Below are 26,738 nucleotides of genomic sequence, written 5' to 3'. Positions count from 1 at the left end.
TTTAGCCCGAGTTGCGCAGCGCGGTGGCCAGACCGTTCATCGTGAGCAGGATGCCGCGCTTGACGAGCTCCGAGTCGTCGCCCGCGCGCAGCCTGCGCAACAGCGCCACCTGCATCTGGTTCAGCGGCTCCAGGTACGGGAAGCGGTTGTGGATCGACTCGGCCAGGGACGGGTTGTCGGCCAGCAGGTGATCGTTGCCGGTGATCGCGGCGTGCATCCGGATGGTCCTGGCGTGCTCGTCGCGGATCATCCCGAAGATCTGCTCCCGCAACGCCACATCCTCGACCAGCTCGGCGTAGCGGGCGGCGATGTCGAGGTCGCTCTTGGCCATCACCTGCGCCAGGTTCGACAGCACGGTGCGCAGGAACGGCCAGCGCCGGTACAGATCGGTCAGTGTCGCAAGGCGTTCGGGATCGCCGCCGATCCACTCCTCCAGCGCGGTGCCGGTGCCGTACCAGCCGGGCAGCATCACCCTGGCCTGGCTCCAGGACATCACCCACGGGATGGCGCGCAGGTCCGACACCGAGTTCGTCGGCTTGCGCGAGGCGGGCCTGCTGCCGATGTTCAGGTCGCCGACCTCGGCCACCGGGGTGGACTGGCGGAAATACTCGACGAATCCCGGCGTTTCGTGCACCAGCCGGGCATACGCCGCGCGGGCCCGCTCGGCCAGTTCGTCCATCAGCTCGTAGGACGGCTCCGCGTCCGCCCCGAGACCCTCAACGTCGAGCAGCGTGGATTCCAGCGTGCCCGCGATGAGCGACTCCAGATTGCGGTGGGCCGCACCGGGTTCCGCGTACTTGGCGGCGATCACCTCGCCCTGCTCGGTCAGCCGCAGCGAGCCGCGCACCGCACCGGCGGGCTGGGCGAGGATGGCGTCGTAGCTGCGACCGCCGCCGCGACCGACGGTGCCACCGCGACCATGGAAGAGCCGCAACCGAATTCCGGCTTTGCGCGCCACCTCGACGAGATCGAGTTCGGCGCGGTAGAGCGCCCAGTTCGCGGCCAGGTACCCGCCGTCCTTGTTGGAATCGGAGTACCCGAGCATCACCTCCTGCCGCATGCCGCGCGCCGCGACCAGGTCGCGATACACCGGAACATCCAGTGCGGCAGCCAGTGTGGCCGCGCCCGCGCCGAGGTCCTCGATCGTCTCGAACAGCGGGACAATGCCCACCGAGCAGTGCGGCGGCCCGTCCGGCTCGCCGGGATCGAGCAAGCCGCCCTCCTTGAGCAGCAGCGCCGCCTCCAGCATGTCGCTGACCGAGGTGCACATGCTGATGATGTAGTTGGGCACCGCCTCGATGCCGAAGGTGTCCACCACATCGCGTGCGGCACAGACGATGTCGACCTCTTTGCGGGCCAGCTCGCTCAGCCGGGCGTGTGGGCCGAGCAACGGACGTCGCGTGCGCAGTTCCCCGGCGAGCAGGTCGACGCGCTGCTGTTCGGGCAGGCTCGCGTAGTCCGAATGCACACCGGCCCAGGCCAGTAGCTCGGCGACGACCTGTTCGTGCACCTCCGAGTTCTGCCGCATGTCCAGGCCCTGCAGGTGGAAGCCGAAGGTCTCGATCGCGTGGCGCAGTGCGGCGAGGCGATCGTCGGCGAGCAGGTCGTCGCCGCTGCCGCGCAGCGAGGCGTCCACCGCGTCCAGATCGTCGAGCACCGCCTGCGGGGTCGGGTACGGCTCGGCGCCGGCCTCGAGACCGTTCGGCGGGACCGCACCCAGCGCGCGCCGCGCGGTCGCCGTCAGTCGGCCCCGGATGGTGTGCAGCGCACGGCGATACGGTTCGTCGGCGTGAGTCGCGGGATCGGGGTATCCGGCCGCGGCGAGGGCGGCGACCTCGGGCGTCACGGTGACCAGGCGCGCCGACAGCGCAAGCACCTTTTCCAGCTCCACCAGCTCACGCAGGTACCGCGAGAAGGCGACCGTCGCCGCCTGATGTCCGGCCTGGCGCACGACATCCGCTGTCACGTAAGGGTTTCCGTCGCGGTCGCCGCCGATCCACGAGCCGGGCCGCAGGATCGGCCGCGGCAACAGTTCCGCGCCCGGCCACCGGGAGCGCAGCGCGGCCCGTACCTCGGCGTTGATCGCCGGGATCACGTCGAACAGGGTGATGTCGTAGTAGCGCAGGCCCACCGAGATCTCGTCCTGGATCCGCAAGCGCTGCAACCGGATCAGCGCGGTGCGCCACAGGCTCAGCACCTGGCGGCGGATCTGCTGCTCGAAGTCGACGCGTTCGCGCTCGGTGTCGGTGAAGCGCTGGCGCAGCCGCATCAGCTCGGTGATCCGGGTCTGGCCGTCGAAGACCGTGCGGCGGCGGGTCTCGGTGGGATGGGCGGTGATCACCGGCGATACCAGCGCGTCGGCCAGCAGGTCGGCGACCTCGGCGCCGTCCAGCGCCGCCGCGTCGAGCTTGCGATAGGTGGCGGCCAGCGACGAATCCTGCGGCGGCTCACCGGCCGCCTCGTGCGCGTGACGACGGCGATCACGCTGGATGTCCTCGGCCAGGTTGGCCAGCAGCACGAAATAGCTGAACGCGCGGATCAGCGGCAGCGCCACCCCGATCTCCACGCCGTCCAGCATCTCGGCGACCGCGCTGCGCTCGACCTCAGCGCGCCGCACCCGGAACGCCTCGATGCGCACCCGCTCGATGAGGTCGAATACCTCCGGGCCCTCGTGGTCGCGAATGGTGTCCCCGAGCACGCCACCGAGAAATCGGATGTCGTCGCGCAGTGGCCGGATGGCGTCGTGTTGCGTCTCGCTCGTCGATTCACCCATGATCAGACAGTATTGCCGTCCGGCCCGCGTTGGTATGCGACGCCGCCCACACCGTGTCGCCGCGGGCGGTACCGTAAGCCATGGTCGAGAACAAACCAGGCTCGCTCACGTTCAGCGGCCGATTCGCGCATTTCGGCAGCACGCACCTGACCACGATCAGTCGCTGGCAGGGCCGCCTGCACAACACGCTGTACCAGCGCTTCAGCGGCGGCGTGCTCGGAAAGTGGATGGGCCGCCCGGTATTCCAGCTGATCGTGCCCGGCCGCAAGTCGGGTGAGCCGCGCCCGGTGATCCTGATGCTGGTCCGCGACGGCGACGATGTGCTGGTCACCGGATCGTTCGGCGGTAACCCGAAACCGCCGAACTGGTGGGGCAATCTGGTGGCCGCCGGTGGCGGCGAGGTGCGGGTGGGCCGGGAGAGCTGGCCGGTGACCGCCAGGGTGATCACCGATCCCGCCGAATACTCCGCGTACTGGCGCATCATGGTCGCCCAGTACCCGGACTACGCGACCTATCAGGCACTCACCTCGCGCAAGTTGCCGATCGCGGTGTTGACCCGCGCCAGCTGATCCCCCGGATGCCCAGGGGGGTCAACGAGTTCCGGCGGGGTCAGCCGAGCACCTCGGAGAAGCGCAGGTGGTTGCCCCACGGGTCGCGGAAGGCGCAGTCGCGCATGCCATACGGCTGCGAGATCGGCTCCTGGCTGACCTCGGCACCCGCGTCACGCAGCCGGGCGAAGGTGTCGTCGGCCGATTCGGTGGTGAAGATCAGCGTGCCTGCCGCGCCGTTCTTCAGCCGCGCCTGTGCCGCCTCGCGCGCCTCCGCGGTGGGGTTCATCTCCGGGACCTCGAGGATGAATTCGATGCCGGGCTGGCCGGCCGGTCCCACGGTCAGCCAGCGGCCGCCCGGGAACGGCATGTCCTGGCGGACCTCGAGGCCGAGCACGTCGCGATAGAACTCGAGCGCCCTGTCCTGGTCGCCGACCAGCATGGCGACGTGGCTGAGGGCGAGGTCTTTGCCGTTGCTCATGGTTATGCTCCTTCAGTAAGACGGGACACCACTACTGACGGCGGAGCCGAGCCGAATTCATCGGCGCGCGCGATGTCCGTCGTCACAACTGAGCAGTATCGTCGGGCCGAACCTCGACAGTGGCATTTCGGCGGCTACAACTGGCGAATCACCTTGGCGGGATTACCGGCAGCGAACACCCGCGGCGGCAGGTCCCTGGTAACCACACTCCCCGCTCCGACCACGGAGTTGTCCCCGACGGTGACCCCTGGACACACGATCACCCCACCCCCAAACCACACGTTGTCGCCGATCCGGATCGGCGCGGCCGTCTCCCAGCGCTGCCTGCGCAGCTCGTGGTCTGCCATCGGATGCAGCGCCGTCAGCAGCTGGCATCGTGGCCCGATGGACACGTCGTCGCCGATGCTGATCGGCGCGCAATCCAGCAGGATCGCATCGTAATTGAGGAAGCTGTTCGTGCCGATTTCGATGAGATACCCGTAGTCGCACTGGAATCGGGGCATGACCCACGACCCATCCCCCAGCTTCCCCAGCAACGCCCGCAAGACCGCGTCCCGACGCTCGGTTTCCTCAGGCCCACTTCGATTGAACTGATCACAGAGCTCTTGCGCCCGCCGCCGCTCTGCCACCAACTCCACATCATTGTCCCGGTACAGCTCCCCGCGGAGCATCCGCTCCTTCATCTCACCCACCCCGCCACCCTAGACGCCGAACGGGACGTGACCCGGCCGCCGCCGTGGTCACGTCCCGTTCGATGGAGATCGTCAGGCAGGCAGGCCCTGCACCGATAGTCGGTGGAACAGGACCTGCTCGAGCAGGGCGACGAGGACGTCCTTGACCGATTCACGGTCGCGCGCATCGCATTCCAGCACCGGGATCCAGTCGTCGAGCTCCAGCGCCTCGCGGACCTCGGCGAGGTCGAAATGCACCCCGTTGTCGAAGCGGTTGACCACCACCACGAATGGCGTCTGCTTCTCCTCGAAGTAGTCCAGCACGGGGTAGCAGTCGCCGACCCGGCTGGTGTCCACCATGATCACCGCGCCGAGCGCGCCGTCGACCAGGTCGTCCCACAGGAAGACGAACCGGTCCTGGCCCGGAGTGCCGAACAGGTACAGAATCAGCGAGCGGTCCAACGTGATTCGGCCGAAGTCGAGCGCGACCGTGGTCTGCGTCTTCTCCGCGCGCCGGCCCGGATCGTCGATGCCGATCGCCACCTCGGTCATCGCGGCCTCGGTGACCAACGGCTCGATCTCGGAGATCGCGCCGATGAATGTTGTTTTGCCGACGCCGAATCCGCCGCTGATCACGATCTTCACCGAGGACGGCATCGTCGGTGGTGGCGCGGCGTTCATGTCAGAGTGCCCGTACAAGGTCCCTGATCCTCTCGATGGCAGCGGTAGACAGTTGATCGGCCTCACGCACGGTCGCGTACCCTCCGGCGACGAGGTCGCTCACGACGACCTTCGCGACACCGACCGGAACGCGCAGCGCGGTACCGATTTCGGCGATGGAATGGGGCTGCTGGCACAGCTGCACCACGGTGCGCTGTTCGAATTGCAGCGGTGCGGAAAGCGCCGAGGGCGGCGCCTGCACCAGGGTTTCGATGCGCAAACCGTCCATCAACGGCGTAGTGCGCCCCGCGGTGACGACAAAGGGACGCACAAACTGTTCATCACTGTCGACAAGCTCTTCGGCCGGCGGTTGTTGCTGGCCTGGGCGGTCCGGATCGAACCACCCGAACATCTGATTCATCGGGATCATCCGCGGGTCCGGCAGCCTCGGCCGGTCAGGATCTCTCATCTTCGCAACGTCTCTCGCAACTCGGATATCAACGTCGGGTCAAGGAGCGACCCGGCGCGTTCGGCCAGCACGGCCATTTCGTAGCCGACAAGGCCGACATCGCAACTGCCGTCGGCGATTACGCCGAGGCAGCTGCCGTCACCCATGGCCGAGACGAGCAAGAAGCCACGCTTCATCTCGATCATGATCAGTTTGAGTCCGTCGAAGGAGTAACTGCGTGACGCACTCTTGGCGAGGCTGGCCAGCCCCGACACCATGGCCGAGAGCCGGTCCGCTGAGGTGCGGTCCAGGCCGTCCGACATCGCGATGAGCAACCCGTCCGAGGACACCGCGACGGTGTCGCGGACACCGTCGGTTTCCCGGACGAAGTTGGCGAGCATCCAGTTGAACGTGTGCGGGTCGGCGCTCGGCAAGTGAGTGGTCACCGGTTCTCCTCTGCGATGGTCTGAGCCTGGTCGTCGGCGCGGGCGTCGTGGTCGCGGGCCCCGACGTAGGGACGGTTAGTCGACGGCGGCGGCGGGGCGCCGCGATCGTGTCCGGCCCGGAACGACGAAAGCATGCTACGGGTTTCCTCCGGCGAACGTTCCGGAATCGGTGCCCGATCCGGTCGCTCCGCCGTGCCGTTGGTCTGCCGCCGCGGATCGGTATTGGGCGCCGTGCCCGCGGAGCGAGACTTCTTGTTGCGCTTGACAAGTCCGTTACGCGTGGTGCGCGGTGCTGGTGCCCCGGGCGCCGATCCATTGACACCGTAGTGGCTTTCGGTGACTCCGTGCGGGCCTTCCGGCGAATCGGGCAACCGCCACGTTCCGGTGTCGGTCAGCAATCGATCCGCGGGGTCCGGCGGCGGGGATACCGGCGGCGGCGTGGAAACCGTTGGCGGGGACACGAACTGGGAGTACGCGGAGGGCGCGGGGCCGCTCGGCGCGGCATGCTGCGGACCCGTGTACTCGTCGTTGCGCGGTACCGCCCGCTGCGCAGCGGTCCACGGCCCCTCGGCCCGGCGCTCCGCACCGTTCAGTTCGTGCGACGAGATCGCCGGCGCCGCATGGGCGGGACCGCGCGGACTCGGCGGGATCGGCTCGGGCGCGTTGCCGCGAATCACGGCCGGAGAAGTCATGGCGCCGTTGGTATTCGGGCCCGACTCCAGTTCGGGCACGCTGTTCGTCTCCGAATCCGCGCCCCACGACCGCTCCAGCCCGGTGCCGGAGATCTTGGCCTGCACGGCGGCGGGCCGCCGATCCTGTTCCTGGACAATGATTTCCAAGGGCAACGACATCCGCGCGACGATGCCGCTGACCGGCGAGACGTTGAGCTCGACGTCGATGCCGAGCCGTTCGGCCAGCCGGCCGACCACGTAGTGGCCGAGGTAGCGGGTGGGCGCGACGATGAAGTCCTGTTCGCCGCGCAGCCTGGCGTTCGACTGGACCAACTGGTCCATCGGCATGCCGACACCGTGGTCGACGACGGCGAGCAGATACCCGTGCGGCACCCGGCGGCCGTAGATCTCGACCTCCAGATCCGGTGGGGAGAAGGCGAGTCCGTTCTCGATGAGCTCGGCGAGCATGTGCGCGAGCTCGCTGACCACCGCGCCGGTGACCATCACGTCATCCACCCGGCGCAGCACGACCCGGCGGTAGTCGTCGACCTCGGACAGACCCGCGCGGATGACGTCGCTGAGCGCGATCGGCTGGGCCCAGCGCCGCGGGCTCGCCTCACCGACGAGCACCAGCAGGCTTTCGGCGTTGCGCCGCATGCGGGTGGCCAGGTGGTCGAGCTCGAACAGGTTGGACAGACCCTTGGGATCGAGTTCCTCGCGCTCGAACTCGCTGATCAGGCCGAGCTGGCGGCGGACAAGGTTCTGGTTGCGCCTGGCCAGGTTGGCCATCGACTCCGTGGTGTTGCGGCGCACCAGCGCCTGCTGCGAGGCGAGCTCGAAGGCGGTGGTCTGCACGCGGTCCAGCGCGCTTGCCATGGCGGCGATTTCGGTACTGGCACCCGCAGGTGTGAGCACTGGCATCGGCGCCTCGGGTCGACTGTCGTCCGCACGCGACCAGGCCTCGATGACCTGGGGCAGGCGGCGCGTCGCCACGTCGTCGGCCTCGCCGGCCAGCGCGGCGAGTGGACGCACGATGGCGCGCACCGAGGTGATCACCAGCACGATCATCGCGGCGATGGCGATCCCCGAGGCGACGAGGAAGAAGATCAACTTGGTCAACGCGGCGGCGCGCAGGCTATCCGCGCGGGCCTGCACGTCGTCGCCGACGGCCTGCTGCACGGTGCGCTGTTCGTCGAGGACGCTGGACATCTGGGTCCACCACGTCATCGGGTCGACCTCACGGACCAGCGGCCCGTCGCTCGACGCGATCGCGATGGTCTCCGATTGGTCTGCCTTGGTGGCGTTCTCGCTCAACATCGCGGCGTCCAGCTTGGCCTGCTGGGCCTTGGTTGCGTAGCGGGAGAACGCGGTGAAGCCCGCGAGCTTGGTGGAGCGGATCTCCATGAACTGCACGTACTCGCCGCCGTTGAAGCGGCCCGCGGTGAAGACGCCGTTGAGGAAGCCTCGCTCCTTGTCGACCTCCTCCTTGGCCCCACCCAGCGCGTACAACGCCTGCAGCCCGCGCTGGATCTGCGGGTCGCGCGCCTGGTCGAGGCCGAGCGCGAGACGGTTCAGCGCGGTGACGCCGTCGGTGTAGAACTGGAAGACGACCTGCCTGCTGACGCGGCGCGTGTCAATCTGCGTGCGGGTGTTGGCCAGCAGATTCAGCTGGCCGAGCGCCGCGCGCACCTGATCGGCGCCGGGGGCGTTCCCGGCTGCGGCGCTGGTGATGGTGCCGAGCGCGCTGTCGACCTTGCCGCGCTGGTCGAGCAGTGGCTGCTGCAGGCGGTTGTCGCCGCCGAGCAGGCCGTTGCTCAGACCGAGTTCACGCTGGATCTGGTTGGTGAGGTCCTGCACGCTCAGTGCCAGCGACACGGCCTTCACCGTGTCGTTGGACTCTCGGTAGTCCGAGAGTTCGCGATAGACAGTCACTCCCAGCAACGCGAGCACCAAAATCAGTGCGAGCGCCAGAATTCGGGTCAGCTGACCGCCGATGGTTCTCGGCCGGATGACGGCCGTCATTCGACCGCTCGGCTTCCCAGCGGGAACCGCAATTGTGAGATCCGGTGTGTCCCCGGGCTTTGGTTGCCGTAGACGTGAACGCACCAACCTGCTACTCCTCCGAAAAGCCGGCCGTGACAGCTCCACGACGAGCGCACGGAAAGTCTCCGAGCAAAATCCCATATGCCCGGTCCGGCGTCAACTCGAGAACCCCAGATAGGGAACTTTGTTCATACTTTTCAACCAGTACTGCCACCTGTTGCTACCCACTGTCCAGTTTGAGACAGAAAGGTGGTGCAAGGTTGAAGCAGAACTTAATGCCCACCGAAGTCAGGTAGGACATGCGGACGATCAGTCGGCATCCGGGCGCCGGCCCGAAATGCCCTCGGATAGTAGCCGAGTCGCGGCCTTGCGCGCACCTCGAGCGGCGGCGGCTCCCCCGCCGCCGCGGCACCGTGCGCGCTGGTGAGCCGCCATCGATCGGCAACCCACCAGCAATCCGAGGAGGGCGGTTACTCGCCGCCGAGAATCGCGAGTACCTTTTCGGAGGTGTAGAACGGCTCGAGCCGTTCCCGAATCAACTTGGTGAGCACGCCGTTTCGCTTGGCGCCCTCGATGACCGCGGGGCCGTAGCGCAGGATTTCGGCGGCAATGTCATCGGCGGACAAGCCGAGTTCTGGCAGCATGGCCGCCAGCGTATAATCGCCGTACTTCGTGAAGAACACCTCGACACATTCGTCGACGAGCAGACCGAAGTATTCCTTCTCCCTGGTGGTGACCGCGATTTCGTAGCAGATCAAGACCAGTTCGTTCAGATCCTTCTGCGACAGATAATCGCGCAGGCCACTGACCGGTTCGTCGGCGTGCAGATCCCAGAATTCCATGGCGGCGTCGTGCACCGGTGCGTCACGCAGCATTTCGCGGATCGCGTTGTTGGTTCGCTTGAGTGCGAAAACCGCGCCCTTGCCTGCCATGTCGCCGATGAAGGTGCTCTCGGTCGCCTTCTTCGCGGTCTTGGCCGCGGACTGGCCCATGGAGATCAACGAGGAGACGCCGGGGATCTTGCCGGCGATTTGCTTATTCGCCTCCATGAAGTCGGAGATCAACTTGTCGACGAACTTCGACGCGACGGTGGCGACCAGCGGGCTCTCGGTGAGCCGGTCCAGAATGCGTTCCTGGGCCTGATGCATGCCGAAGATCTTCTCCAGCAACGCTTCCACCGGTTCGCGGTCGACCACCTGGCCGAGGGTGTAGTCGTTGTTGGCGGCGATGTTGTCGTAGATGGAATCGGCGAAAACGCCGACCATATCCGCGATCACCGGGCTGCCGCCGATCAGATCGATGATGGTCGCGACGGTCTGCTTGGCCTGATCGACCTCGACGATGTCGCGGAAGATCAGGGTGTCCGCGACACCGAGCACCGACTCGACATCGCGAGCGACAACTTCGGCGAAGCGATCGCCGGTGACCTCGGCGAGCACGAACTCCACCTGTGCATCGAGTAGCCGTTCAGCAATCTCGCGCGGCTCCGTCATCGTGTTCCACCCATCACTGTCGTAGTACGGTGCGCCTGGCCAGGTTACGGCCCCGATGTCTCGGTATCGTTGCCGCGCAACGACTTCCGTATCTGGTCCAGGCGTTCACGCGCCGCCTGCTCGCGCGCGTCCCATTGCTCGTCGGCGCTGCGGCCCGCCGGGGTCTGCTGATCGAGTTCGCTCATCCCCTGCGCGGAGCCGAAGCGCTGCTCGACCTTATCGCGAACTGACCCCCAAGTAGGGACACCGGACGGCGAATACCCACCTGTCTCAGTCGGTGCCGGGATACCGGTCGGCGGTACCGGTACCGCGGGTACCGGCAAGGTGCCTCCGACCTGGCCGGATACGTCGTGCAGCGGCGGCGCGTCATGCACCGACGTAGGCATCGTGGTAGGAGTCACACCGCCGACTGTTGTCACATCACCGGCCTCGAGGAGGCCGAGCAGCGCGGCGTGCACGACCGCGAAGCCTGGGCGTTCGGCGGTGGCGACGAGCAGTACACCGACCAATTCGCCGTCGGACAGCGCCGCCAAACGGGCCGCGATCTCGCTGTTTTCAGTCATATCACCAGGCTACGCAGGCGCCGGCTCACGCTCGGACGATCGCACCGGCCCAGTCACGCACCAGCTCGAACCAGGCCGAGGCGCCGACGATGATCAGATCGTTGTGGCCGGCGCCGGGAAAAACCTGCATGCGTTTCGGTTCGCGGGCGGCGGCGTAGAGGCGTTCGGCGTGCCGCAGCGGCAGGAGTTCGTCCCGGTCGCCGTGCATGATCAGCACGGGGGCGCGCAGGGAGCGGATCCGCTTTTCGCTCGGATACGCGTCGGGGACCAGGGGACCCGGCAGAAACGGGTACACGGATCGGGCGGCGTCGCGCAGGCCGGAGAAGGTCGACATCAGCATCAGTCCCGCGGGCGGATGCGCGAGGGCGAGTTCCACCATTACCCCGCCGCCCAGCGACTTCCCCAGGTAGAGAACATGATTCGGATCGACACCGGGTTGTTCGAGCAGCACCCGCCGCGCCGCCCGCGCGTCGAGGTAGGTGCCGTGTTCGGTGGGCCGGCCGGTGCTCTGCCCGTATCCGCGGTAGTCGAACGCGAGCACGTCGAACCCGGCCTCGACGAGCAGGGCGAACAGCGCGATCCGATCGCCGATATTGCCCGCGTTGCCGTGCGCGAACAGGATGTGCCCAATCGACTTCGGCGCTGGCACCCACCAGCCGTGCAGCGTTTCCCCGTCGGCGGTGCTGATCGACAGGTCGGTATACGACATGCCGAGCAGGGCGGGCGTCTGCAGGATCTGCCGATCCGGCAGATAGGTCAACGCGTTCAGTATCGGACTGGCCGGGTGTCGCATGATGTCGTTCTTACCCCTCCCCGACCGTTTTGGTCACTCGACCCGCATGACTTTCGCGCCCTGCCGACCGGCGGCATAGCTGGAGCCCGCGCCGCCGATGATGCGCAGCAGCGTGCCGCGCAGCCGGGCGACCTCGTCCGCGCCGACGATCTCGTCCAGGTGCCGATCGAAACGCTCGACCACCGCGACGCCCGCGTCGACGACGGCCCAGCCGCGGGTGGTCAGGTGGACCAGCCGGGCTCGGCGATCGGCCGGATCGATATCGACCTCGACATAGCCGTGCCCCTCGAGGTGGCGGACCAGTTCACCCATCGCCTGCTTGGTCATCCCGGCCCGCTCGGCGAGGGAAGTCAGCCGGGTGCCGTCGGGTTCGATGAGCTGGAAGACCGGGGCGTGCGCCGCGCGCACGTCGTCGAAACCGGCCGCGGCGATGCCCGCGTCCAGCTCGGCGGCCAAGGTTCGGGCCGCGGCGGACAGCAGGTTGCCCAGGGGTGCCGGGCGGTCTACCAACGGATTAGTAAGGCGCTTGACCATTTTCCCTCTCGCTTCTAGTGTTGGTAAGGCACCTTACTATCTCGAAGGGTTCTGATATGCGAACTGCCGCATGGGGTTTTGCCTGCGCCGCACTGGTCACCGAACTGGGCTGGCTGCTGTTCTTCGACGGATCGCTCGGCTGGATCACCGCGACGGCCGTCGCGATCGTCGCGGTTCATGTTGTGACACTCGGCCGCTTTCACCTGGTGAGCGTCATCGTGCGCGTCGCGCTCGGGCTGCTCCTGCTCGGTTCGGTGGCCGACCGTTTCGGCCTCCTCGGCGCATCCGGCGAGTCAGGTGTTTCGTGGGGATCGTTCGACGGTTTCGTCGATTACACGCGAACATTGTTGCCCGCCTTCGCCACTGGGCTCGCCTCCCCCGCCGCCATCGCGGCGACGACGCTCGAAGTGGGGCTCGGTGCCGCACTCGTGGTCGGTCTGCTCGCCCGGATCACCGCGGCGGCCGCTGCCGGACTGCTCGCGGTATTCATGCTGGCCATGTGGACTTCACTGGGGTTCGCCGCGATGTCCGCGTACGCGGTCCCGGTCCTCGTCGGCGGTGCCGCGATGGTTGCCGCGGGCGCCGCGAAACGTGCGGTCGGCGGTTCGTCGGTGGCCGGTCACCGAGTGCTGACCGAACCTGCCTGACCGATGTGCACGACCGTCCCGCTCCGCGACTCGCCGGAAATCGAGCCGCTTCGGGCGCCACCGGAACGGGTATACAAGGCGGGGATTGTCAACCAACGAAAGGGAACATCTTTTATGCGGACAACGATTCTCGCGACCGTGACGCTCGTAGCGGCGCTCGCCGGCTTCACCGCCGCGGCTGTGCCCGCAAGCGCCGTCAGCGATGCGGACACGTGCGCGTCCGTCAGCGCGACGGCCAACGAACTGACCGCCGGGATCAACGCGTCCAAGGCGAACGGCAGTGGGTCCGCGGCCGAAGTGAAGGCGGCGTTCGGCACCGCGGCGGGCAAGTTGGACGCCGTCGCGGCCAACGCGGACGAGGGCCAGGTGAAGACCGCGATCGCGAGCGCCGTGCCGTTCATGAACAAGGCGGCGACGGCCCCCGACGACCAGCTCGGCGCCGTGCTCAACGACCAGGAACTGCAGAACGCCATGTCCGCCCTCGACCAGGCCTGCCGCACCAGCTAGCCGTCGTTACCCGAGTCAGGCCCGGAAGGTTCGCCTTCCGGGCCTGATCGCGTACGGACCACATCCGCGCATCCGCTATGCCGCCGCGCACGAGATCGCTAGCTACTCGTGCGCGGCAGGGTGACTCGTGCGCGGCGGGTGGCTAGCCGCGCAGGACCGCACCCACGGCGTCAGCGGCGGCCGCTACCGCGGCGTCGCGGGCAGCGCTGGCTTCGTCCTCGGTGAGGGTGCGGTCGGAGGCGCGGAAGCGGAGGGCGTAGGTGAGAGACTTGCGGCCCTCGCCCGCTTGGGTGCCCTCGTAGACGTCGAACAGAGCGATATCCTCGAGAAGTTCGCCGCCGCCGGTGCGCAGGGCCGATTCCACCGAGGCCGCGGGGGTCGCCTTCTCGACGCTGACCGAGACGTCCTGCAGCACCGCCGGGAACGGGGAAATCGTTGGGGCGGGGCGGGATTCGAGCAGCGGCAGGGCGTCGAGGTCGAGTTCGACGGCGCAGGTGCGCGGCGGCAAGCCGGACCGTTCCAGCACAGCAGGATGCAGTTCGCCCGCGTAGCCGACGACGTTGCCGTCTACCACCAGCTCGGCGCAACGACCCGGATGCCACGGCAGGTAGGCGGCGGGGCGGCGCTCCAGGGTGACGCCCGCCGCGTCGGCGACCGCGTCGGCGATGGCGAACGCGTCGGCGGCCTCGGCCTGCCGGCCCTGACCCCACGGCCCACGCGGTTCGCGACGGCCGGTGAGGACGGCCGCGACGTGCACGGGCTGGGCGGGCAGCGAGTCGAGCAGGTCGGCGATCTGGTCGTCGGTGGGGCGGCGGTCGACCGGCAGCGCCTCGATCGGGTGCACGTTGTCACCGGGCAACACCACCTGGGCGATGCCGAAGATGGCGAGGTCGCGGGCGCCGCGAGAGATGTTGCGGGTAGCCACTTCCAGCAGGCCGGGCAGCAGCGTGGTGGCCAGCTCGGCGCGCTCGACATCGAGCGGGTTCAGCACCCGGGTGGTCGCCCGGCGCGGGTCGTCGGCGTCCAGACCCCAGGTGTCGAAGACACCGGCGGGCATGAACAGCGGCGCGGGCACCTCGACGGCACCGGCGAAGGCCAGCGCCCGGCCGACCGCGCGGCGACGGAGCTGGGTGGCGGTGAAACCACGCCCGGCGGGCGCGGCGGGCAGCACGGACGGGATCTGCTCGAGCCCCTCCAGCCGCAGCACCTCTTCGACCAGGTCGGCGGGTTGCACCAGGTCGGGCCGCCAGCTCGGCGGGGTGACCTCGAGCTGACCGTGCCCGGTGGTCTCGTCGACGGCGACCTCGACGGTGCAACCGATCTGGGCCAGGCGGCGCGCGGAGGTGCCGGTCGGGTAGACGACACCGGCGACGCGGTCGGCCCGATCGATGTCCATCCGGATCGGCGGCGCGGACGGCACCGGGACGCGCACGTCGGTGAGCGCGGATTCGACAGTGCCACCGGCGATTTCGGCGAGCAGGGTGGCGGCGCGGTCGAGCGCGGCCACGTTGATCTCCGGGTCGACCACCCGCTCGTAGCGCTTGCCCGCCTCGGAAACCAGCTTGTGCCTGCGCGAGGTGCGGTAGACCAGCAGCGGGTTCCAGGTGGCGGCTTCCAGCACGATGTCGGTCGTTTCGGCGCCGACCTCGGTGGTCGCGCCACCCATCACACCGGCCAGCGAGACGACGCCGGAATCGTCGGCGATCACCACGTCTTCGGCGTCCAGGGTGCGCTCGACCTCGTCGAGGGTGCGCAGCGTCTCGCCCTTGTTTGCGGTACGCACCACCAGGCCGCCGTTCAGCTTGGCCGCGTCGAAGGCGTGCAGCGGCTGGCCGAGTTCGAGCATGACGTAGTTGGTCACGTCGACGGCCGGCGAGATCGGGCGCACGCCGGACAGCAGCAGCCTGCGCTGTAACCACCAGGGGCTCACCGCGTTCGGGTCGATGCCGGTGACCCGGCGCGCGGCGAAGCGGGTGCACTTGGAGTCGGGTTCGAGCCGGATCGACCAGGCGTCCTGCTCGTCGTCCGGAAGGATGCGCACGGCGGGATCGGCGTAGTCGAGGTCGAAGCCGCAGGCGAGTTCGCGGGCCAGGCCGCGCACCGAGAAGCAGTAGCCGCGGTCGGGAGTGATGTTGAGCTCGATGACCGTATCGTCGAGGCCGAGCAGCTCGTTCGCGTCCGCGCCCGGCTCGGCGGTGCCCGGCTCCAGCACCAGGATGCCCGCGTGATCCTTGCCGATACCGAGTTCGGCGACCGAGCAGATCATGCCGTTGGAGACGTGCCCGTAGGTCTTGCGCGAGGAGATCGCGAACCCGCCGGGCAGCACGCCACCGGGCAGCACCACGACAACCAGGTCGCCGACGGCGAAGTTCGTTGCGCCACAGACGATTTCCTGAAGGTCAGGGTTGCCGACATCGACCTTGCAGAAGCGGATCGGCTTCTTGAACTCGGTCAGCTCGGCGATCTCGGCGACGCGGCCGACCACCAGCGGCTTGTCGATGTCACCGGCGATCCGCTCGAGCTTGTCGACTTCTTCGACCTCCAAGCCGACACGGACGAACCCCGCGTCGAGCTCTTCCGGCGTCACCGACCAGTCGGGGTTGGTGCGCTGGATGATGTCGGTCAGCCAGGACTGCGCTACTCGCACTTGACGTTTCGCTCTCTCGATCGAAGGGTGAGGTCAGGACCGGATGCCGAAGGGCAGCGTGAAACGCACATCGCCCTCGACGATGTCGCGCATGTCCGGGATGCCGTTGCGGAACTGCAGCGTCCGCTCCAGGCCCATGCCGAACGCGAACCCGCTGTACACCTCGGGATCGATCCCGCTGGCGATCAACACCTTCGGGTTCACCATGCCGCAGCCGCCCCACTCGACCCAGCCCGCGCCGCCCCGCTTGTCCGGGAACCAGACGTCGACCTCGGCGGAGGGTTCGGTGAACGGAAAGTAGTTGGGGCGCATCCTGGTTCGGGTGTCCGGGCCGAACAGCGCCCGCGCGAACGCGTCCAGGGTGCCGCGCAGGTGCGCCATGGTCAGGCCCTTGTCCACGGCCAGCCCCTCCACCTGGGAGAAGATCGGCGTGTGCGTGGCGTCGAGCTCGTCGGTGCGGAAGGTGCGGCCGGGGCAGACCACGTAGATCGGCAGCTCGCGGGCCAGCAGCGAGCGCACCTGCACCGGGGAGGTGTGCGTGCGCAGCACCTGGCGGGAGCCCTCCGGCGCGATGTGGAAGGTGTCCTGCATGGTGCGGGCCGGGTGGTCGGGCAGGAAGTTGAGCGCGTCGAAGTTGAAGTGTTCGGTCTCCACCTCGGGACCCTCGGCGACCTCCCAGCCCATCCCGACGAACACGTCGGCAACCTGCTCGGAGATGACGGTGACCGGATGCCTGGCGCCGAACGGCTGCCTGCGCGCGGGCAGCGTCACGTCGATCGCCTCGGCCACCAGCACCGCCGCGTCCCGCTCGGCGAGCAGCGCCGCGCGCCGCGTCTCGAACGCCTCGGACACCCGGGCGCGCGCGACGTTGACGCGCTTACCGGCGTCGGCCTTCTCCGTCTTCGGAATGCTGCCCAGCGCACGCTGCGCCAGCGCCAGCGGTGCCTTGCCACCGAGGTGCTCGGTTTTCGCGACCGCGAGCGCATCCAGGTCGGCCGCAGCGGCAAACGCCTTCTCGGCGGCCGCCGCGGCCGCGGCCAGTGCCTCCTCGGTCAGCGTCGCGTTTTGCTCGACTGCGTCGTTGTCGTCGGCCACGATGGTTCGACTCTCCCCTGGGGATCGGTTCGCGGGCACGGCTGGTTCCCTACCCACATTGCTGCTGGTGGAATCCTATTGGATGCGCCATATCCAGTTCATCCGGATTCCCCGGTGCGCGACGGCCAACCGATTGCGCTGCATGTCAGCGGTGACATTGCGACGACGATCACGTTCCCCGAGAACAACTGCGGCCGATCCGCTGAGCCGGCTCCCCTCAGCCCGACTACTGGATGGGCCGCAGTCGATCGTCTACCGCGCCCGCGACCACTCTGTCGCCGAGCGCCGCAGACCTGCCGATGCCTGCCCCTCTCCTACCGCGGCAGGCATCGGTGTTCTCGAAGGGCCGTCCGATTCAGGCCTGGGCGATCTTGGCGGGGAGCAGGAAGGAGCTGACAGCGCCGACCGCGACGATGGCGGTGCCGACCCAGATGGCGGGGACGAGGCCGTCGACGTAGGCCTGCGGGCTGAGATACGAACCGTGCGAGGCGAATACGGACGCGAGGACGGCGATGCCCATGGCGACGCCGATTTCCCGGAGGGTGTTGTTGGTGCCGGAGGCCATGGCCCGGTCGTCGGGTGCGGCGCTGGCCATGACGACGGTTGCGCTCGGTGCGAAGGTCAGGCCCATGCCGATGCCGCCGAGCAGGAACGGTCCGACGAAGGCGCCGAAGCCGACGTCGACGGTGGTGATCGCCGCCATCCAGCCGAGCGCGATGGTCAGGAGTATCTGACCGGCGGCCAGGAGGGTGCGGGCGCCGACGCGGTCGATGAGCATCCCGGCGATGGGGGCGACCACCATCGGAGCCATCGTCCACGGCATGGTGCGGACACCCGCTTCGAGCGGGCTGTAACCCTGCACCACCTGGAAGTACTGGGCCAGCAGGAAGATCGAGCCGAAGACGCCCATGGAGAAGGTGAAGCTCATTACGTTGCTCACCCGGTAGGCGCGGGAGCGGAACAGACGCAGCGGCAGCATTGGGTCGGGTGTCCTCATTTCCCACCCGATCAAACCGGTCAGCAGCACCGCGCCGGCGATGAAACTGCCGAGCACCGTGGCCGAGGTCCAGCCGTCGCCTGCGCCGTGGATGACGCCCCACACCACCGCAAGCACACCGCTTGCCGACAACGCCAGGCCGATCAGGTCGAGCCGCCTGGTCGCGCCGTAGGACTCGCGCAGCACCCTGGCCGCGAACGGTACGACGACGAGGCCGACGGGCACGTTCAGCCAGAAGATCCACTGCCAGCTCAGTCCCTCGACCACAGCACCGCCGACGAGCGGGCCGACCGCGACGCCGAGTCCGAAGATGCCGCCCCAGATTCCGATGGCCGCACTGCGCATCCGTTCCGGTACGGCCGCCGACAGCAAGGTCAATGACAGCGGCGCGACCGCCGCTCCGCCGAAGCCCTGCACGACTCTCGCGGCGATCAGTATCCACGGCTCGGTGGCCAGCGCACATGCCGCCGACGCCACGGTGAACAGCGCGATGCCCGCCAGGAAGATCCGGCGGCGTCCGAGCCGGTCACCGATCGCGGAGACGGTGAGCAGCAGCGAAGCGAACGACAGCGTATAGGCGTTGATGAACCACTGCAGGTCGGACAGGGACGCGCCGAGTTCGGTGCGGATCACCGGCAGCGCGTTGGTCACCACGAGGTTGTCCAGCGTGACCATGAACATCGGGATGCCGACGGCGGCGAGCACCGCCGCGACCGCGCGGCCACTCATCGGCTTGGTTGGCTCGACGGTCGTCGGCGAGGCGGCGGGTTTGAGAGTTTCGGTCATGACCGGCCTTAGTTGTAATCGACTGATAACTAGTGAATCGAAGAGTATGCATCGACTGATAACATGTCAATACCAACGGGGCGGACAAGCGGAATGGAGCACGATGTCGAGTTCGACCAGGGTCCGGATGACCGCCTCCGAGCGCGGCGAGCAGGTGTTGCAAGCGGCCGTCTCGGCGTTCGCCGAATCCGGCTTCGCGGCCACCCGCACCGATGAGATCGCCAGGCGCGCAGGCGTTTCCCAGCCCTACGTGATCCGGCTCTTCGGCACCAAGCAGCACTTGTTCATCAGCGCGCTGCACCGGGTGTGCGATCGGATCGAAGAGGTATTCCGCGCGGCACGCGACGAGGCGGCGCCCGACGCGACGCCCGAGGAGGCACTACATTCCCTCGGCCATGGCTTCAACATCTTCCTGGCCGACAAGGAAATGCTGCAACTGTTCCTGCACGGCTTCGCGGCAAGCGGGGAGGCGGCGATCGGCGACGAGGTCCGCTCCCGGTTCGGCAAGATCTACCAGCTGGTCCGCGAGCTCACCGGCGCCGAGGTGCACGAGACCCGCGAGTTCATGGCCACCGGCATGCTGCTCACCGTCCTGAGCGCGATCCAAGTAGCAGGCCCCGGCGCCGCATCGACCCCCTGGGCGCTCGAACTGCTGAACGACTGCACCCAGCTCGGCGATTGAGCCGGGCTATCGGCACAGGCCGGAGATCCTGCCCGGCAGAGCGCTAATTCGCGTATCGCACGCGGGAATTCGCGTACAGGCAGATGGCGGCCGCGGTGGCCAGGTTCAGGCTTTCGGCGCGGCCGCGGATGGGGATGCGGATGTGGTGGTCGGCGCGTTGCGTCACGGCGGGATCCAGTCCGTGCGCCTCGTTGCCGAACAACCAGGCCACCGGTCCGGTGAAGAGTCCGTCGGCGTCATCGAGGTCGACCTCGCCGTTCGCGGCGGTCGCCAGGATCGTGATGCCTGCCGCCGCAAGGGAATCCAGGGTTTCGCCGACGTCTCGGTGCCGCGCGATCGGGACGTGGAACAGACTGCCCGCGCTGGCGCGCACGCACTTGCCGTTGTGCGGGTCGACCGAGTCACCGGCCAGTACTACCCCATCGGCGCCAACGGAATCGGCGACTCGGATGAGGGTTCCGGCATTACCGGGTTCGGCCATCTCGACCGGTACGGCGAGCATCCGAGGCGCTTTCGCGAGCACATCGGACAGCGGCACATCGATCAGCTCGCACACCGCGACAAGTCCTGGCGCGGTGACCGTTTCGCCGAGCTGCTGGGCGGCACGATCGCTGACCAACGTAGTGCGCACGCCCATACCCGCGGCACTTGCGACCAGTTCATGCTCGCGGGCCGCGGCACCGGCGGAATAGAACAGCTCCCGCACCCGACCGGTATCCAACGCGGCGGCAACCGAATTGGCACCTTCCGCGAGGAAGAGCCCAGCTTTGCGCCGCTGGGCACTGCGCTGCAGCTTGACAGCGGAAACGACCCGTGGATTGCGCTCCGAGAGCGCGTCCACGGGTCGTTCCGAAAGATATTCGCTTGTCACCCGGTGACTTACGCGGCAGGCGCGTTGACGTCCTGCGGCAGGGCGGCCTTGGCGATCGCGACGAGACCGGCGAACGCATCGGCGTCGGAGACGGCGAGCTCGGCGAGGATCTTGCGATCCACCTCGACACCCGCGGCCTTCAGGCCCTGGATGAAGCGGTTGTAGGTGATGTCGTTCAGACGCGCCGCGGCGTTGATGCGGGCGATCCACAGCTTGCGGAAGTCACCCTTGCGCGCCCGGCGGTCCCGGTAGGCGTAGGTGAGCGAGTGCAGCTGCTGCTCCTTGGCCTTGCGGTACAGGCGCGAACGCTGGCCGCGGTAGCCCTTGGAGGCCTCGAGGATGGAACGACGCTTCTTCTGAGCGTTGACGGCCCTTTTGACGCGTGCCATGGGTCAGTCCTTTGTCGATCTAGGGGGCGCATGCGGGCACCCGGAGTTTGTCAGTTGGTCGGCGTCCGGAATCCGGAACGCGGTTGCGCTGCTTCGTTTCGAGCGGCCGGCGAGCAGTCGCTACGGGTGGTCTCTCAGAGACCGAGCAGCCTCTTCACGCGCGGGACGTCGACGGACGCGACGGCCTCCGTGCCATCCAGACGACGAGTCCGGCGGGACGACTTGTGCTCGAGCAGGTGGCGACGGTTCGCCTGCTGGCGAAGCAGCTTGCCTCGGCCCGACACCTTGAATCGCTTCGAGGCGCCGCTGTGGCTCTTCATCTTCGGCATGGATTCCTCTAATCTGTCTCGTCCCGGCGGCCCTTACGGACCGCCGGCTCTTATCGGTATTACTGCGGCGGGTCGGCCTGCTCGGCCGGAGCCGCGGCGGGCGTGCTGTCTGCGGCGACGGCCTCAGCGGGCGCGGGGCTCGGCTGCGCAGCGGGCTGCTGCGGCCGCGGAGCTGCGGACTCCTGCTGTGCCTTCACTCGCGTCTTCGCACCCTTGTGGGGCGCGAGGACCATGGTCATGTTGCGACCGTCCTGCTTGGCCGAGGTTTCGACGAACCCCAGGTCCGCCACGTCCGCGGCGAGACGCTGCAGCAGTCGGTAGCCCAGTTCGGGCCTGGACTGCTCACGTCCACGGAACATGATGGTGACCTTGACCTTCGACCCGGCCTCGAGGAAGCGCATAACATGGCCCCTCTTGGTCGCGTAGTCGTGGTCGTCGATCTTCGGGCGGAGCTTCTGCTCCTTGATCACGGTCTGCACTTGGTTCTTCCGGGACTCACGCGCCTTCTGCGCCGTCTCGTACTTGAACTTGCCGTAGTCCATGATCTTGCAGACCGGCGGACGTGCATCCGGAGCGACCTCGACGAGATCGAGATCTGCCTCCATGGCGACGCGTAGTGCATCTTCAACACGCACGATCCCAACCTGCTCGCCGCTGGGTCCGATGAGCCGGACCTCGGGAACACGGATGCGATCGTTGATGCGGGTCTCAGTGCTGATGGGGCCTCCTAGGTCAAGCGGTGTCGTCAGGACGACCGCGCGCAATAACTGCAACCCCTTTTCAACACAAAAGCCCCGGAGCGGTATTCCGCTGCGGGGCCCGAGTCGACCGGTCACCGCACGCCAAAGCCTCGCGTGCGATCTTGCGCGTGGCTCTCGTGAGAGAACCCCGGCACAAGAAACCCGCCTCCGAGAAGGCGGGTGACCGGACCGTTTGACCTGACGATCGCTCGTCGGCAACGGTGGGAGTCGGGCTCCACTTATCAGCCCCAGGCTCGAAATCTTGGAAGAAGACACAACCAGGGGCGGTCGTCAGCGGAAAGTCTAACATTCTGTTCGGCTATCGCCGAATCGGCCCGGCGTCCGCGCGTCGAGCTCGGCCGATGCCCGTGGCCGGAGGTCGCGTCGCTAGCCTGATGAGCATGACAGAAGAGCTCGACAACTCCGTGCGCGAACTGGCCGACATCCCCGCGGTCGAGGTGATCAGCCGGGCCGCGGTGATGCTGATGAGTTCGGCGGCGGAGAAGCTCGGGCTCGCGGACGAGGATCCGGAAACCAGCACGCGGCGGGATCTCGACGAGGCGCGACGGGTGATCACGGCGCTGGCCGGGCTGGTCACGGCGTCGGTGGAGTACCTCGGGCCGCACGCCGGGCCGATTCGCGAGGGGTTGCAGTCGCTGCAGCGTGCGTTCCGGGAGACCTCGGCGCATCCGGATGAGCCGGGCAAGGGGCCGGGCGAGAAGTACACCGGTCCGGTCTACTGATCCTTCGCAACCCTATGCGGCAGCGCTGACCTGGTGTTCGCCTGGTCCGCGCTGCCGTTAATTTTTCCCGGTGGGAAATTTTGCCCACTGGGCACGTTTTTTCGGTAAGCTTTGGTCATGCCGGATGAAGAAGTGCTCGGACTGCGCGAACGCAAGAAGCTCGACACTCGCATGGCGTTGAGTACCGCCGCGCTGGAGCTCGCTTTCGAGCGGGGTTTGGAGAACGTCACCCGCGAGGACATCGCGGCCAGCGCCGGAGTTTCGGTGCGCACGTTCAACAACTACTTCACCGGCAAGCACGACGCGATCATCTACCGGCAGTCGGTGCGCATCCGGCGCAGCCTCGCGATACTGCGGGAGCGCCCCGCCGACGAACCGCTCTGGACCGCGCTCACTGCCGCGATGCTCGAGCCGCTCGAGGACGACGGAACACAGTTTGCCTTGCCCAGTCCGGCGCAACTGGCCGAGATCCGGAAGCTGTTCAACGTGCCGGAGCTGCGGCACGCCTTGTCCAAAGAGATCTCCGACGATTGGCTCGAGCTGATCGCCGAACGCACCGGCACCGACCCGCTGCGCGATATCTATCCGCGCCTCGTCGCCGGCACCATCGCCACCATCGTCGAAGCGACGATGGTCGTGTACTCCCATGCGGACCCGCCGGTGCACATCACCACCGTGCTCCGGCGCGCCCTCGACGAGGTGGCCGCGGGGCTTCCCGAACCGCCGCGCTGACACCGCGCTAAAACCCATCATCGAACAAGGGGTGTATTTGTCATGCCTGAAAACTCTGTCGACGTAGTCATTTCCGGTGCCGGACCGAACGGGCTGATGCTTGCCGGCGAACTCGCGCTGGCCGGGGTGCACGCCATCGTGCTGGACGAATTGTCCGCGCCCAGCGCGCAGCCGAAAGCGAACGGCCTTATCGGCCAGGTGATTCGGCTGCTCGACATGCGCGGGCTCTACCACGAGTTCGGCGGGCCGCGCGGTGCGCCGCAGCCCCTGCCCTTCTACTTCTTCAGCGGGCTGCCGCTGTCGTTCGCCGAGCTGGCAGACAATCCGATGGCGGCGCTTGGCCTTCCGCAGCCCAAACTCGTTCGGCTGCTGGAGAAGTGGACGGCCGGGTTGGGCGTGGATATCAGGTGGGGGCATCGGCTCGTCGGCTTGACTCAGCAAGCCGATGGCGTCGACGTCACCGTGGCTGGGCCTGAAGGCGACTACCGCCTCGGCACTCGGTACCTGATCGGCGCCGACGGTGGTAAGAGTTTCGTCCGCAAACAGGTCGGCATCGAATTCCCCGGCTACACCGCGACCGACAGCATCGCGCGGATGGGGCATGTCTGGCTGCCGGACGAGTTGCGGACCGGCGACGGCGGCATCGAAGTGCCCGGGTTCGGGCGACTTCCGTTCGGGCACAACCGACTAGAACGCGGCGGGTTCATCTTCGCCGAGCTGGAGCCGGGTCGGCCGCTCATCGCGAGCGTGGAGTTCGGCGGCGAAACGGTGCCCGAGGGAACCCCGATGACCATCGAGGAACTGCGCGCGAGCGTGCGACGGGTGCTCGGCGTCGACTTGCCCATCGAGGCGCCGCACGGTCCTGGCCCACATGCCCTGCGCCGCATCGACAACCAGAACACGCGACAAGCCGAGCGGTATCGCGAAGGCAACGTGTTCCTCGTCGGCGATGCCGCGCACGTACATTCCGGGATGGGCGGCCCCGGCCTCAATCTGGGCCTGCAAGACGCGGCCAACCTCGGGTGGAAGCTCGCCGCGACGATAAATGGCTGGGCCCCAGCAGGATTGCTGGACACCTACCATGCCGAACGCCACCCGGTCGGCGTCCGCGTAATGATGAGTTCCCTCGCCCAAACCGCACTCTTCGCCCCCGGCCCCGAGGTCACCGCGATGCGCACACTGCTCGGCGAACTGCTGGAACAGCCGGAAAACACCGCTTACATCGCCCGCCTGATGTCCGGATCCGACACCCGCTACGAAACCGGCGACCCACACCCCCTCGCCGGGCGAATGGTCCCCGACCTCACCCTCGAAACCTCCGACGGCACACAGCGAGTCGCTGAACTGCTACGCAAGGCGCGCCCTGTTCTACTCACCCTCACCGACAACCCCGCCATCACCGAAGTCGCAGCAGGGTGGCGCGACCGAGTCGACACCATCCCCGCTACCACCACCAACGCGCCCGCCGCCGCTTTACTGATCAGACCGGACGGCTACGTCGCATGGGCATCCAACGTAGCCGAACAGTCCTACTTGGATCACCTGCGCACAGCGCTGACCCGCTGGTTCGGCGCACCACTAACCTGACGCCACCAGCAGGTGTAGCCAACACGCCGTGCACGAATCGGCTTGCCGCACACAGATCAGCCTGCCGCGCCCGGATTCGCTTGCCGCGCACGGATTAGCCAGCCAGTGCGCAGCTGGACAATCCATGCGCGGCAGGGCGCGATCGGCTGACGGGCAGCGGCAGACAGAGCTGGCGCTCCTCGGCGAGGAAGAACTCCGATACCGTGACGACCCGCTCAAGGATCGTCAGTCCGACAACGCAACGCCCGCACAGCCGACCTTCCGCGCACGGATTCACTTGCCGCGCACGGATTAGCCAGCCAGTTCGTGCGCAGCTGGATAATTAATGCGCGGCGGTTAGCGGGTCAGTGCGGAGGGGGCTCGTGCGCGGCGAGGAGGAAATTCGATACTTCGTCGGACTGGCCGAGGATCGCGTGGCCGACGTCGGGGAGGATGTGCACTGTTGCGTTGGGGACGTGGCGGCGGACTCGGTCGGCGGTGGCTGCGGAGTCGAACATGACGTCGCGGGCGCCGACGATTACCAGCATCGGCATGGTCAGCTGGCGGAGTGCGTCGTCGGAGAATACGGGGAGTCGCTCGGTGCGCGGCTTGTACTGGGTGAAGGTGAGTACTACGTCGTCGAGGACTTGTTCGGTCAGTGGCGTGTTCAAGCCGGTCACGATGCGGGCGGTCTGTCGCACGCCGCGACGTCCGAAGAGGCGGAGGAACAACGCTTTTGGGAGCCAGCCTATTGTTTGCGCGCCGATACCGCCGGGGCAAAGCAAGGCAAGCCGGGTGATGCGCCCCGGCCTCCGGACCGCGTAGTCCAGTGCCACCCAACCGCCGAGGGAGGCCGCGACGACCGAAACAGTTTCTAGCCCAAGGTCTTCCAGCACGTCGTCGAGCCATAGCGCGAGCCGCTCGGAGTCAAGGGGCGGGCGGGACGGCGCACTGGCGCCCGCCTCGCCGATGATGTCGATCGCGTAGGTGCGGAAATGCTGTGCCCAGGAGGCGATCTCGCCGCGCCACATGGTTGTGTTGGCACCGGATCCGTGCAGCAACAGCAGTGGCGGCGCGTCCTGCGGGCCGGAGACCACGACGAAAGTCTCCCCCTCCCTGGTCGGCACCCGCAGCTGCTCAGCCGGGACGGGCCATTCCCGCAGCAGCTCCTCGTAGCGCCGCCGAACCTTGTCCGCACCACTCTCGGACTTGTAGATCGCGGTCATGACGCGAGTACCCCTTCCATGTATTCGAACAGTCGAGCCGTATCGGCAAGTCCGCCAAGGACAATCACTTTCATGCGGGCCCGCTCCGCGTCGTACACCGTGTCGATCCGCAGCGGCGCGTCGGCGGGCGACCGAGTGTTGGCCGCACCCATCAGGAGGGTGGTCAAGCGGTCGGCCAGCTCGGCACCGACCGCCTCGACCTGAACGATGCTCGACACCTCGGTGTGCCGCCGCCCCGCCGTTTCACGCGCCGTCGCAGGCACCGGCAGCCCGGTGAACGCCTCGAGATCCGCCGCTGCGATCCGATACTGCTTCCCGATCCGAACCGCATTCAGCCGCCCGTCCCGCACATAGTTGCGGATCGTGCGGACGTGCAGGCCGAGTCGCTCGGCGACCTGTTCCACTGAGTAGAGGCGATCAGTCACAAAACTACTCTAAACTTCCCTATCCAACATCGCAATAGGGCGGTTTGAGGAATGTGAGCTACCGCTTGTGGGCGCAGTGAGCCCGACCGGCGCCGATCGACGACGCGACCGCCCTTCCTGACGACCATGTGACTACGACACCTTCGCCGACTGGGAGATCGGCCACCACTGCGCATGCCAACCGGACGACCCGGCATCGACAGCCGAGGCAGTCGGCAGACGAAACGGTGGG

Annotated in this window: 27 protein-coding genes; 7 read left to right on the top strand and 20 right to left on the bottom strand. The window is 67.5% G+C overall.

The window, feature by feature from the left end; all coding sequences use genetic code 11:
• Window position 1: 1 nt before the first annotated feature.
• Window positions 2–2,773 (bottom strand): phosphoenolpyruvate carboxylase, encoded by a 2,772-nt coding sequence (gene ppc / locus ACIBCN_RS04620; RefSeq protein ID WP_396990062.1) that lies wholly within the window; start codon window positions 2,771–2,773, stop codon window positions 2–4.
• Between the two features lie 80 nt (window positions 2,774–2,853).
• On the opposite strand from ppc, the gene ACIBCN_RS04615 reads away from it, so the two are divergent.
• A complete protein-coding gene (locus ACIBCN_RS04615) occupies window positions 2,854–3,342 on the top strand; it encodes a nitroreductase/quinone reductase family protein (RefSeq protein WP_396990061.1) in 489 nt (162 codons plus the stop codon).
• Window positions 3,343–3,382: 40 nt separating this feature from the next.
• Here ACIBCN_RS04615 and ACIBCN_RS04610 read toward each other — a convergent pair whose 3' ends face one another.
• From ACIBCN_RS04610 to ACIBCN_RS04565, 10 genes are all read right to left on the bottom strand, one after another.
• A complete protein-coding gene (locus ACIBCN_RS04610) occupies window positions 3,383–3,802 on the bottom strand; it encodes a VOC family protein (RefSeq protein WP_396990060.1) in 420 nt (139 codons plus the stop codon).
• A 134-nt stretch (window positions 3,803–3,936) separates the two neighbouring features.
• Entirely contained in the window at window positions 3,937–4,473 is a 537-nt protein-coding gene (locus ACIBCN_RS04605) for a sugar O-acetyltransferase (RefSeq protein ID WP_396990195.1), read from the bottom strand.
• Window positions 4,474–4,566: 93 nt separating this feature from the next.
• The gene (locus ACIBCN_RS04600) at window positions 4,567–5,109 is read right to left on the bottom strand and encodes a GTP-binding protein (RefSeq protein ID WP_396990193.1); all 543 of its coding nucleotides are present in this window, start codon (window positions 5,107–5,109) and stop codon (window positions 4,567–4,569) included.
• Window positions 5,110–5,155: 46 nt separating this feature from the next.
• Entirely contained in the window at window positions 5,156–5,554 is a 399-nt protein-coding gene (locus tag ACIBCN_RS04595) for a DUF742 domain-containing protein (protein ID WP_223885747.1), read from the bottom strand.
• Window positions 5,555–5,598: 44 nt separating this feature from the next.
• On the bottom strand, window positions 5,599–5,982 hold the full coding sequence (locus ACIBCN_RS04590; protein ID WP_150407654.1) for a roadblock/LC7 domain-containing protein: 384 nt from the start codon (window positions 5,980–5,982) through the stop codon (window positions 5,599–5,601).
• Window positions 5,983–6,023: 41 nt separating this feature from the next.
• Complete coding sequence (locus tag ACIBCN_RS04585; protein ID WP_396990059.1) at window positions 6,024–8,720, bottom strand: nitrate- and nitrite sensing domain-containing protein; 2,697 nt, start codon at window positions 8,718–8,720, stop codon at window positions 6,024–6,026.
• 491 nt (window positions 8,721–9,211) lie between these two features.
• Window positions 9,212–10,234 carry a hypothetical protein gene (locus tag ACIBCN_RS04580; RefSeq protein WP_396990058.1) on the bottom strand — a complete coding sequence of 341 codons (1,023 nt, stop codon included), beginning with the start codon at window positions 10,232–10,234 and terminating at the stop codon, window positions 9,212–9,214.
• Window positions 10,235–10,278: 44 nt separating this feature from the next.
• Complete coding sequence (locus ACIBCN_RS04575) at window positions 10,279–10,797, bottom strand: hypothetical protein (protein WP_396990057.1); 519 nt, start codon at window positions 10,795–10,797, stop codon at window positions 10,279–10,281.
• A 25-nt stretch (window positions 10,798–10,822) separates the two neighbouring features.
• Window positions 10,823–11,590: an alpha/beta hydrolase gene (locus tag ACIBCN_RS04570; RefSeq protein ID WP_396990056.1), complete on the bottom strand. Its 768-nt coding sequence runs from the start codon at window positions 11,588–11,590 to the stop codon at window positions 10,823–10,825.
• A 33-nt stretch (window positions 11,591–11,623) separates the two neighbouring features.
• The gene (locus ACIBCN_RS04565) at window positions 11,624–12,124 is read right to left on the bottom strand and encodes a MarR family winged helix-turn-helix transcriptional regulator (RefSeq protein ID WP_396990055.1); all 501 of its coding nucleotides are present in this window, start codon (window positions 12,122–12,124) and stop codon (window positions 11,624–11,626) included.
• Window positions 12,125–12,180: 56 nt separating this feature from the next.
• On the opposite strand from ACIBCN_RS04565, the gene ACIBCN_RS04560 reads away from it, so the two are divergent.
• Both ACIBCN_RS04560 and ACIBCN_RS04555 read left to right on the top strand, forming a co-directional pair.
• Window positions 12,181–12,771 carry a hypothetical protein gene (locus tag ACIBCN_RS04560; RefSeq protein WP_396990054.1) on the top strand — a complete coding sequence of 197 codons (591 nt, stop codon included), beginning with the start codon at window positions 12,181–12,183 and terminating at the stop codon, window positions 12,769–12,771.
• 138 nt (window positions 12,772–12,909) lie between these two features.
• Window positions 12,910–13,278 carry a hypothetical protein gene (locus tag ACIBCN_RS04555; protein WP_396990053.1) on the top strand — a complete coding sequence of 123 codons (369 nt, stop codon included), beginning with the start codon at window positions 12,910–12,912 and terminating at the stop codon, window positions 13,276–13,278.
• A gap of 142 nt (window positions 13,279–13,420) precedes the next feature.
• Here ACIBCN_RS04555 and pheT read toward each other — a convergent pair whose 3' ends face one another.
• The 3 genes from pheT to ACIBCN_RS04540 form a co-directional block, all read right to left on the bottom strand.
• A complete protein-coding gene (gene pheT, locus ACIBCN_RS04550; RefSeq protein ID WP_396990052.1) occupies window positions 13,421–15,925 on the bottom strand; it encodes a phenylalanine--tRNA ligase subunit beta in 2,505 nt (834 codons plus the stop codon).
• Between the two features lie 33 nt (window positions 15,926–15,958).
• A complete protein-coding gene (gene pheS, locus ACIBCN_RS04545) occupies window positions 15,959–17,020 on the bottom strand; it encodes a phenylalanine--tRNA ligase subunit alpha (RefSeq protein ID WP_396990192.1) in 1,062 nt (353 codons plus the stop codon).
• 355 nt (window positions 17,021–17,375) lie between these two features.
• Window positions 17,376–18,803, bottom strand: a complete 1,428-nt coding sequence (locus ACIBCN_RS04540; RefSeq protein ID WP_396990051.1) for an MFS transporter — start codon at window positions 18,801–18,803, stop codon at window positions 17,376–17,378.
• Between the two features lie 103 nt (window positions 18,804–18,906).
• On the opposite strand from ACIBCN_RS04540, the gene ACIBCN_RS04535 reads away from it, so the two are divergent.
• On the top strand, window positions 18,907–19,485 hold the full coding sequence (locus tag ACIBCN_RS04535; RefSeq protein ID WP_396990050.1) for a TetR/AcrR family transcriptional regulator: 579 nt from the start codon (window positions 18,907–18,909) through the stop codon (window positions 19,483–19,485).
• 43 nt (window positions 19,486–19,528) lie between these two features.
• Here the strand turns inward: ACIBCN_RS04535 and ACIBCN_RS04530 are convergent, their stop codons facing one another.
• The 4 genes from ACIBCN_RS04530 to infC form a co-directional block, all read right to left on the bottom strand.
• Complete coding sequence (locus ACIBCN_RS04530; protein WP_396990049.1) at window positions 19,529–20,326, bottom strand: TrmH family RNA methyltransferase; 798 nt, start codon at window positions 20,324–20,326, stop codon at window positions 19,529–19,531.
• Window positions 20,327–20,364: 38 nt separating this feature from the next.
• Complete coding sequence (gene rplT, locus ACIBCN_RS04525) at window positions 20,365–20,745, bottom strand: 50S ribosomal protein L20 (protein WP_396990048.1); 381 nt, start codon at window positions 20,743–20,745, stop codon at window positions 20,365–20,367.
• Between the two features lie 134 nt (window positions 20,746–20,879).
• Entirely contained in the window at window positions 20,880–21,074 is a 195-nt protein-coding gene (rpmI, locus tag ACIBCN_RS04520) for a 50S ribosomal protein L35 (protein ID WP_135236040.1), read from the bottom strand.
• A gap of 59 nt (window positions 21,075–21,133) precedes the next feature.
• Window positions 21,134–21,847: a translation initiation factor IF-3 gene (gene infC, locus ACIBCN_RS04515; RefSeq protein ID WP_396990047.1), complete on the bottom strand. Its 714-nt coding sequence runs from the start codon at window positions 21,845–21,847 to the stop codon at window positions 21,134–21,136.
• A gap of 368 nt (window positions 21,848–22,215) precedes the next feature.
• On the opposite strand from infC, the gene ACIBCN_RS04510 reads away from it, so the two are divergent.
• From ACIBCN_RS04510 to ACIBCN_RS04500, 3 genes are all read left to right on the top strand, one after another.
• Window positions 22,216–22,557: a DUF1844 domain-containing protein gene (locus ACIBCN_RS04510; protein WP_396990046.1), complete on the top strand. Its 342-nt coding sequence runs from the start codon at window positions 22,216–22,218 to the stop codon at window positions 22,555–22,557.
• 117 nt (window positions 22,558–22,674) lie between these two features.
• A complete protein-coding gene (locus ACIBCN_RS04505) occupies window positions 22,675–23,289 on the top strand; it encodes a TetR/AcrR family transcriptional regulator (RefSeq protein ID WP_396990045.1) in 615 nt (204 codons plus the stop codon).
• Window positions 23,290–23,331: 42 nt separating this feature from the next.
• On the top strand, window positions 23,332–24,876 hold the full coding sequence (locus tag ACIBCN_RS04500; RefSeq protein WP_396990044.1) for an FAD-dependent monooxygenase: 1,545 nt from the start codon (window positions 23,332–23,334) through the stop codon (window positions 24,874–24,876).
• A 344-nt stretch (window positions 24,877–25,220) separates the two neighbouring features.
• On the opposite strand, the gene ACIBCN_RS04495 is transcribed toward ACIBCN_RS04500, so the two are convergent.
• Both ACIBCN_RS04495 and ACIBCN_RS04490 read right to left on the bottom strand, forming a co-directional pair.
• Window positions 25,221–26,081, bottom strand: coding sequence for an alpha/beta fold hydrolase (locus tag ACIBCN_RS04495; RefSeq protein ID WP_396990043.1), 861 nt, complete (start codon window positions 26,079–26,081; stop codon window positions 25,221–25,223).
• A complete protein-coding gene (locus ACIBCN_RS04490; RefSeq protein ID WP_396990042.1) occupies window positions 26,078–26,506 on the bottom strand; it encodes a helix-turn-helix domain-containing protein in 429 nt (142 codons plus the stop codon). Before ACIBCN_RS04490 ends, ACIBCN_RS04495 begins: the two co-directional genes overlap by 4 nt.
• Window positions 26,507–26,738: the final 232 nt, after the last annotated feature.

It is taken from the genome of Nocardia sp. NPDC051052 (assembly GCF_044456045.1).
GTDB lineage: Bacteria > Actinomycetota > Actinomycetes > Mycobacteriales > Mycobacteriaceae > Nocardia.
Note: the sequence above shows the minus strand (reverse complement) of the source record. Positions and strands in the feature narration are given on the sequence as shown.

Bases quoted from the DNA above. Each gene is read 5' to 3' on its own strand.
- ACIBCN_RS04605 (WP_396990195.1), bottom strand. From the start codon at position 4,473: ATGCTCCGCGGGGAGCTGTACCGGGACAATGATGTGGAGTTGGTGGCA.
- ACIBCN_RS04540 (WP_396990051.1), bottom strand. From the start codon at position 18,803: ATGACCGAAACTCTCAAACCCGCCGCCTCGCCGACGACCGTCGAGCCA.
- ACIBCN_RS04575 (WP_396990057.1), bottom strand. From the start codon at position 10,797: ATGACTGAAAACAGCGAGATCGCGGCCCGTTTGGCGGCGCTGTCCGAC.
- ACIBCN_RS04595 (WP_223885747.1), bottom strand. From the start codon at position 5,554: ATGAATCAGATGTTCGGGTGGTTCGATCCGGACCGCCCAGGCCAGCAA.
- ppc (WP_396990062.1), bottom strand. From the start codon at position 2,773: ATGGGTGAATCGACGAGCGAGACGCAACACGACGCCATCCGGCCACTG.
- ACIBCN_RS04585 (WP_396990059.1), bottom strand. From the start codon at position 8,720: ATGACGGCCGTCATCCGGCCGAGAACCATCGGCGGTCAGCTGACCCGA.
- ACIBCN_RS04610 (WP_396990060.1), bottom strand. From the start codon at position 3,802: ATGAGCAACGGCAAAGACCTCGCCCTCAGCCACGTCGCCATGCTGGTC.
- ACIBCN_RS04590 (WP_150407654.1), bottom strand. From the start codon at position 5,982: ATGCTCGCCAACTTCGTCCGGGAAACCGACGGTGTCCGCGACACCGTC.
- rplT (WP_396990048.1), bottom strand. From the start codon at position 20,745: ATGGCACGCGTCAAAAGGGCCGTCAACGCTCAGAAGAAGCGTCGTTCC.
- ACIBCN_RS04615 (WP_396990061.1), top strand. From the start codon at position 2,854: ATGGTCGAGAACAAACCAGGCTCGCTCACGTTCAGCGGCCGATTCGCG.
- rpmI (WP_135236040.1), bottom strand. From the start codon at position 21,074: ATGCCGAAGATGAAGAGCCACAGCGGCGCCTCGAAGCGATTCAAGGTG.
- ACIBCN_RS04570 (WP_396990056.1), bottom strand. From the start codon at position 11,590: ATGCGACACCCGGCCAGTCCGATACTGAACGCGTTGACCTATCTGCCG.
- ACIBCN_RS04560 (WP_396990054.1), top strand. From the start codon at position 12,181: ATGCGAACTGCCGCATGGGGTTTTGCCTGCGCCGCACTGGTCACCGAA.
- ACIBCN_RS04505 (WP_396990045.1), top strand. From the start codon at position 22,675: ATGCCGGATGAAGAAGTGCTCGGACTGCGCGAACGCAAGAAGCTCGAC.
- ACIBCN_RS04510 (WP_396990046.1), top strand. From the start codon at position 22,216: ATGACAGAAGAGCTCGACAACTCCGTGCGCGAACTGGCCGACATCCCC.
- ACIBCN_RS04495 (WP_396990043.1), bottom strand. From the start codon at position 26,081: ATGACCGCGATCTACAAGTCCGAGAGTGGTGCGGACAAGGTTCGGCGG.
- ACIBCN_RS04580 (WP_396990058.1), bottom strand. From the start codon at position 10,234: ATGACGGAGCCGCGCGAGATTGCTGAACGGCTACTCGATGCACAGGTG.
- ACIBCN_RS04565 (WP_396990055.1), bottom strand. From the start codon at position 12,124: ATGGTCAAGCGCCTTACTAATCCGTTGGTAGACCGCCCGGCACCCCTG.
- ACIBCN_RS04500 (WP_396990044.1), top strand. From the start codon at position 23,332: ATGCCTGAAAACTCTGTCGACGTAGTCATTTCCGGTGCCGGACCGAAC.
- ACIBCN_RS04535 (WP_396990050.1), top strand. From the start codon at position 18,907: ATGTCGAGTTCGACCAGGGTCCGGATGACCGCCTCCGAGCGCGGCGAG.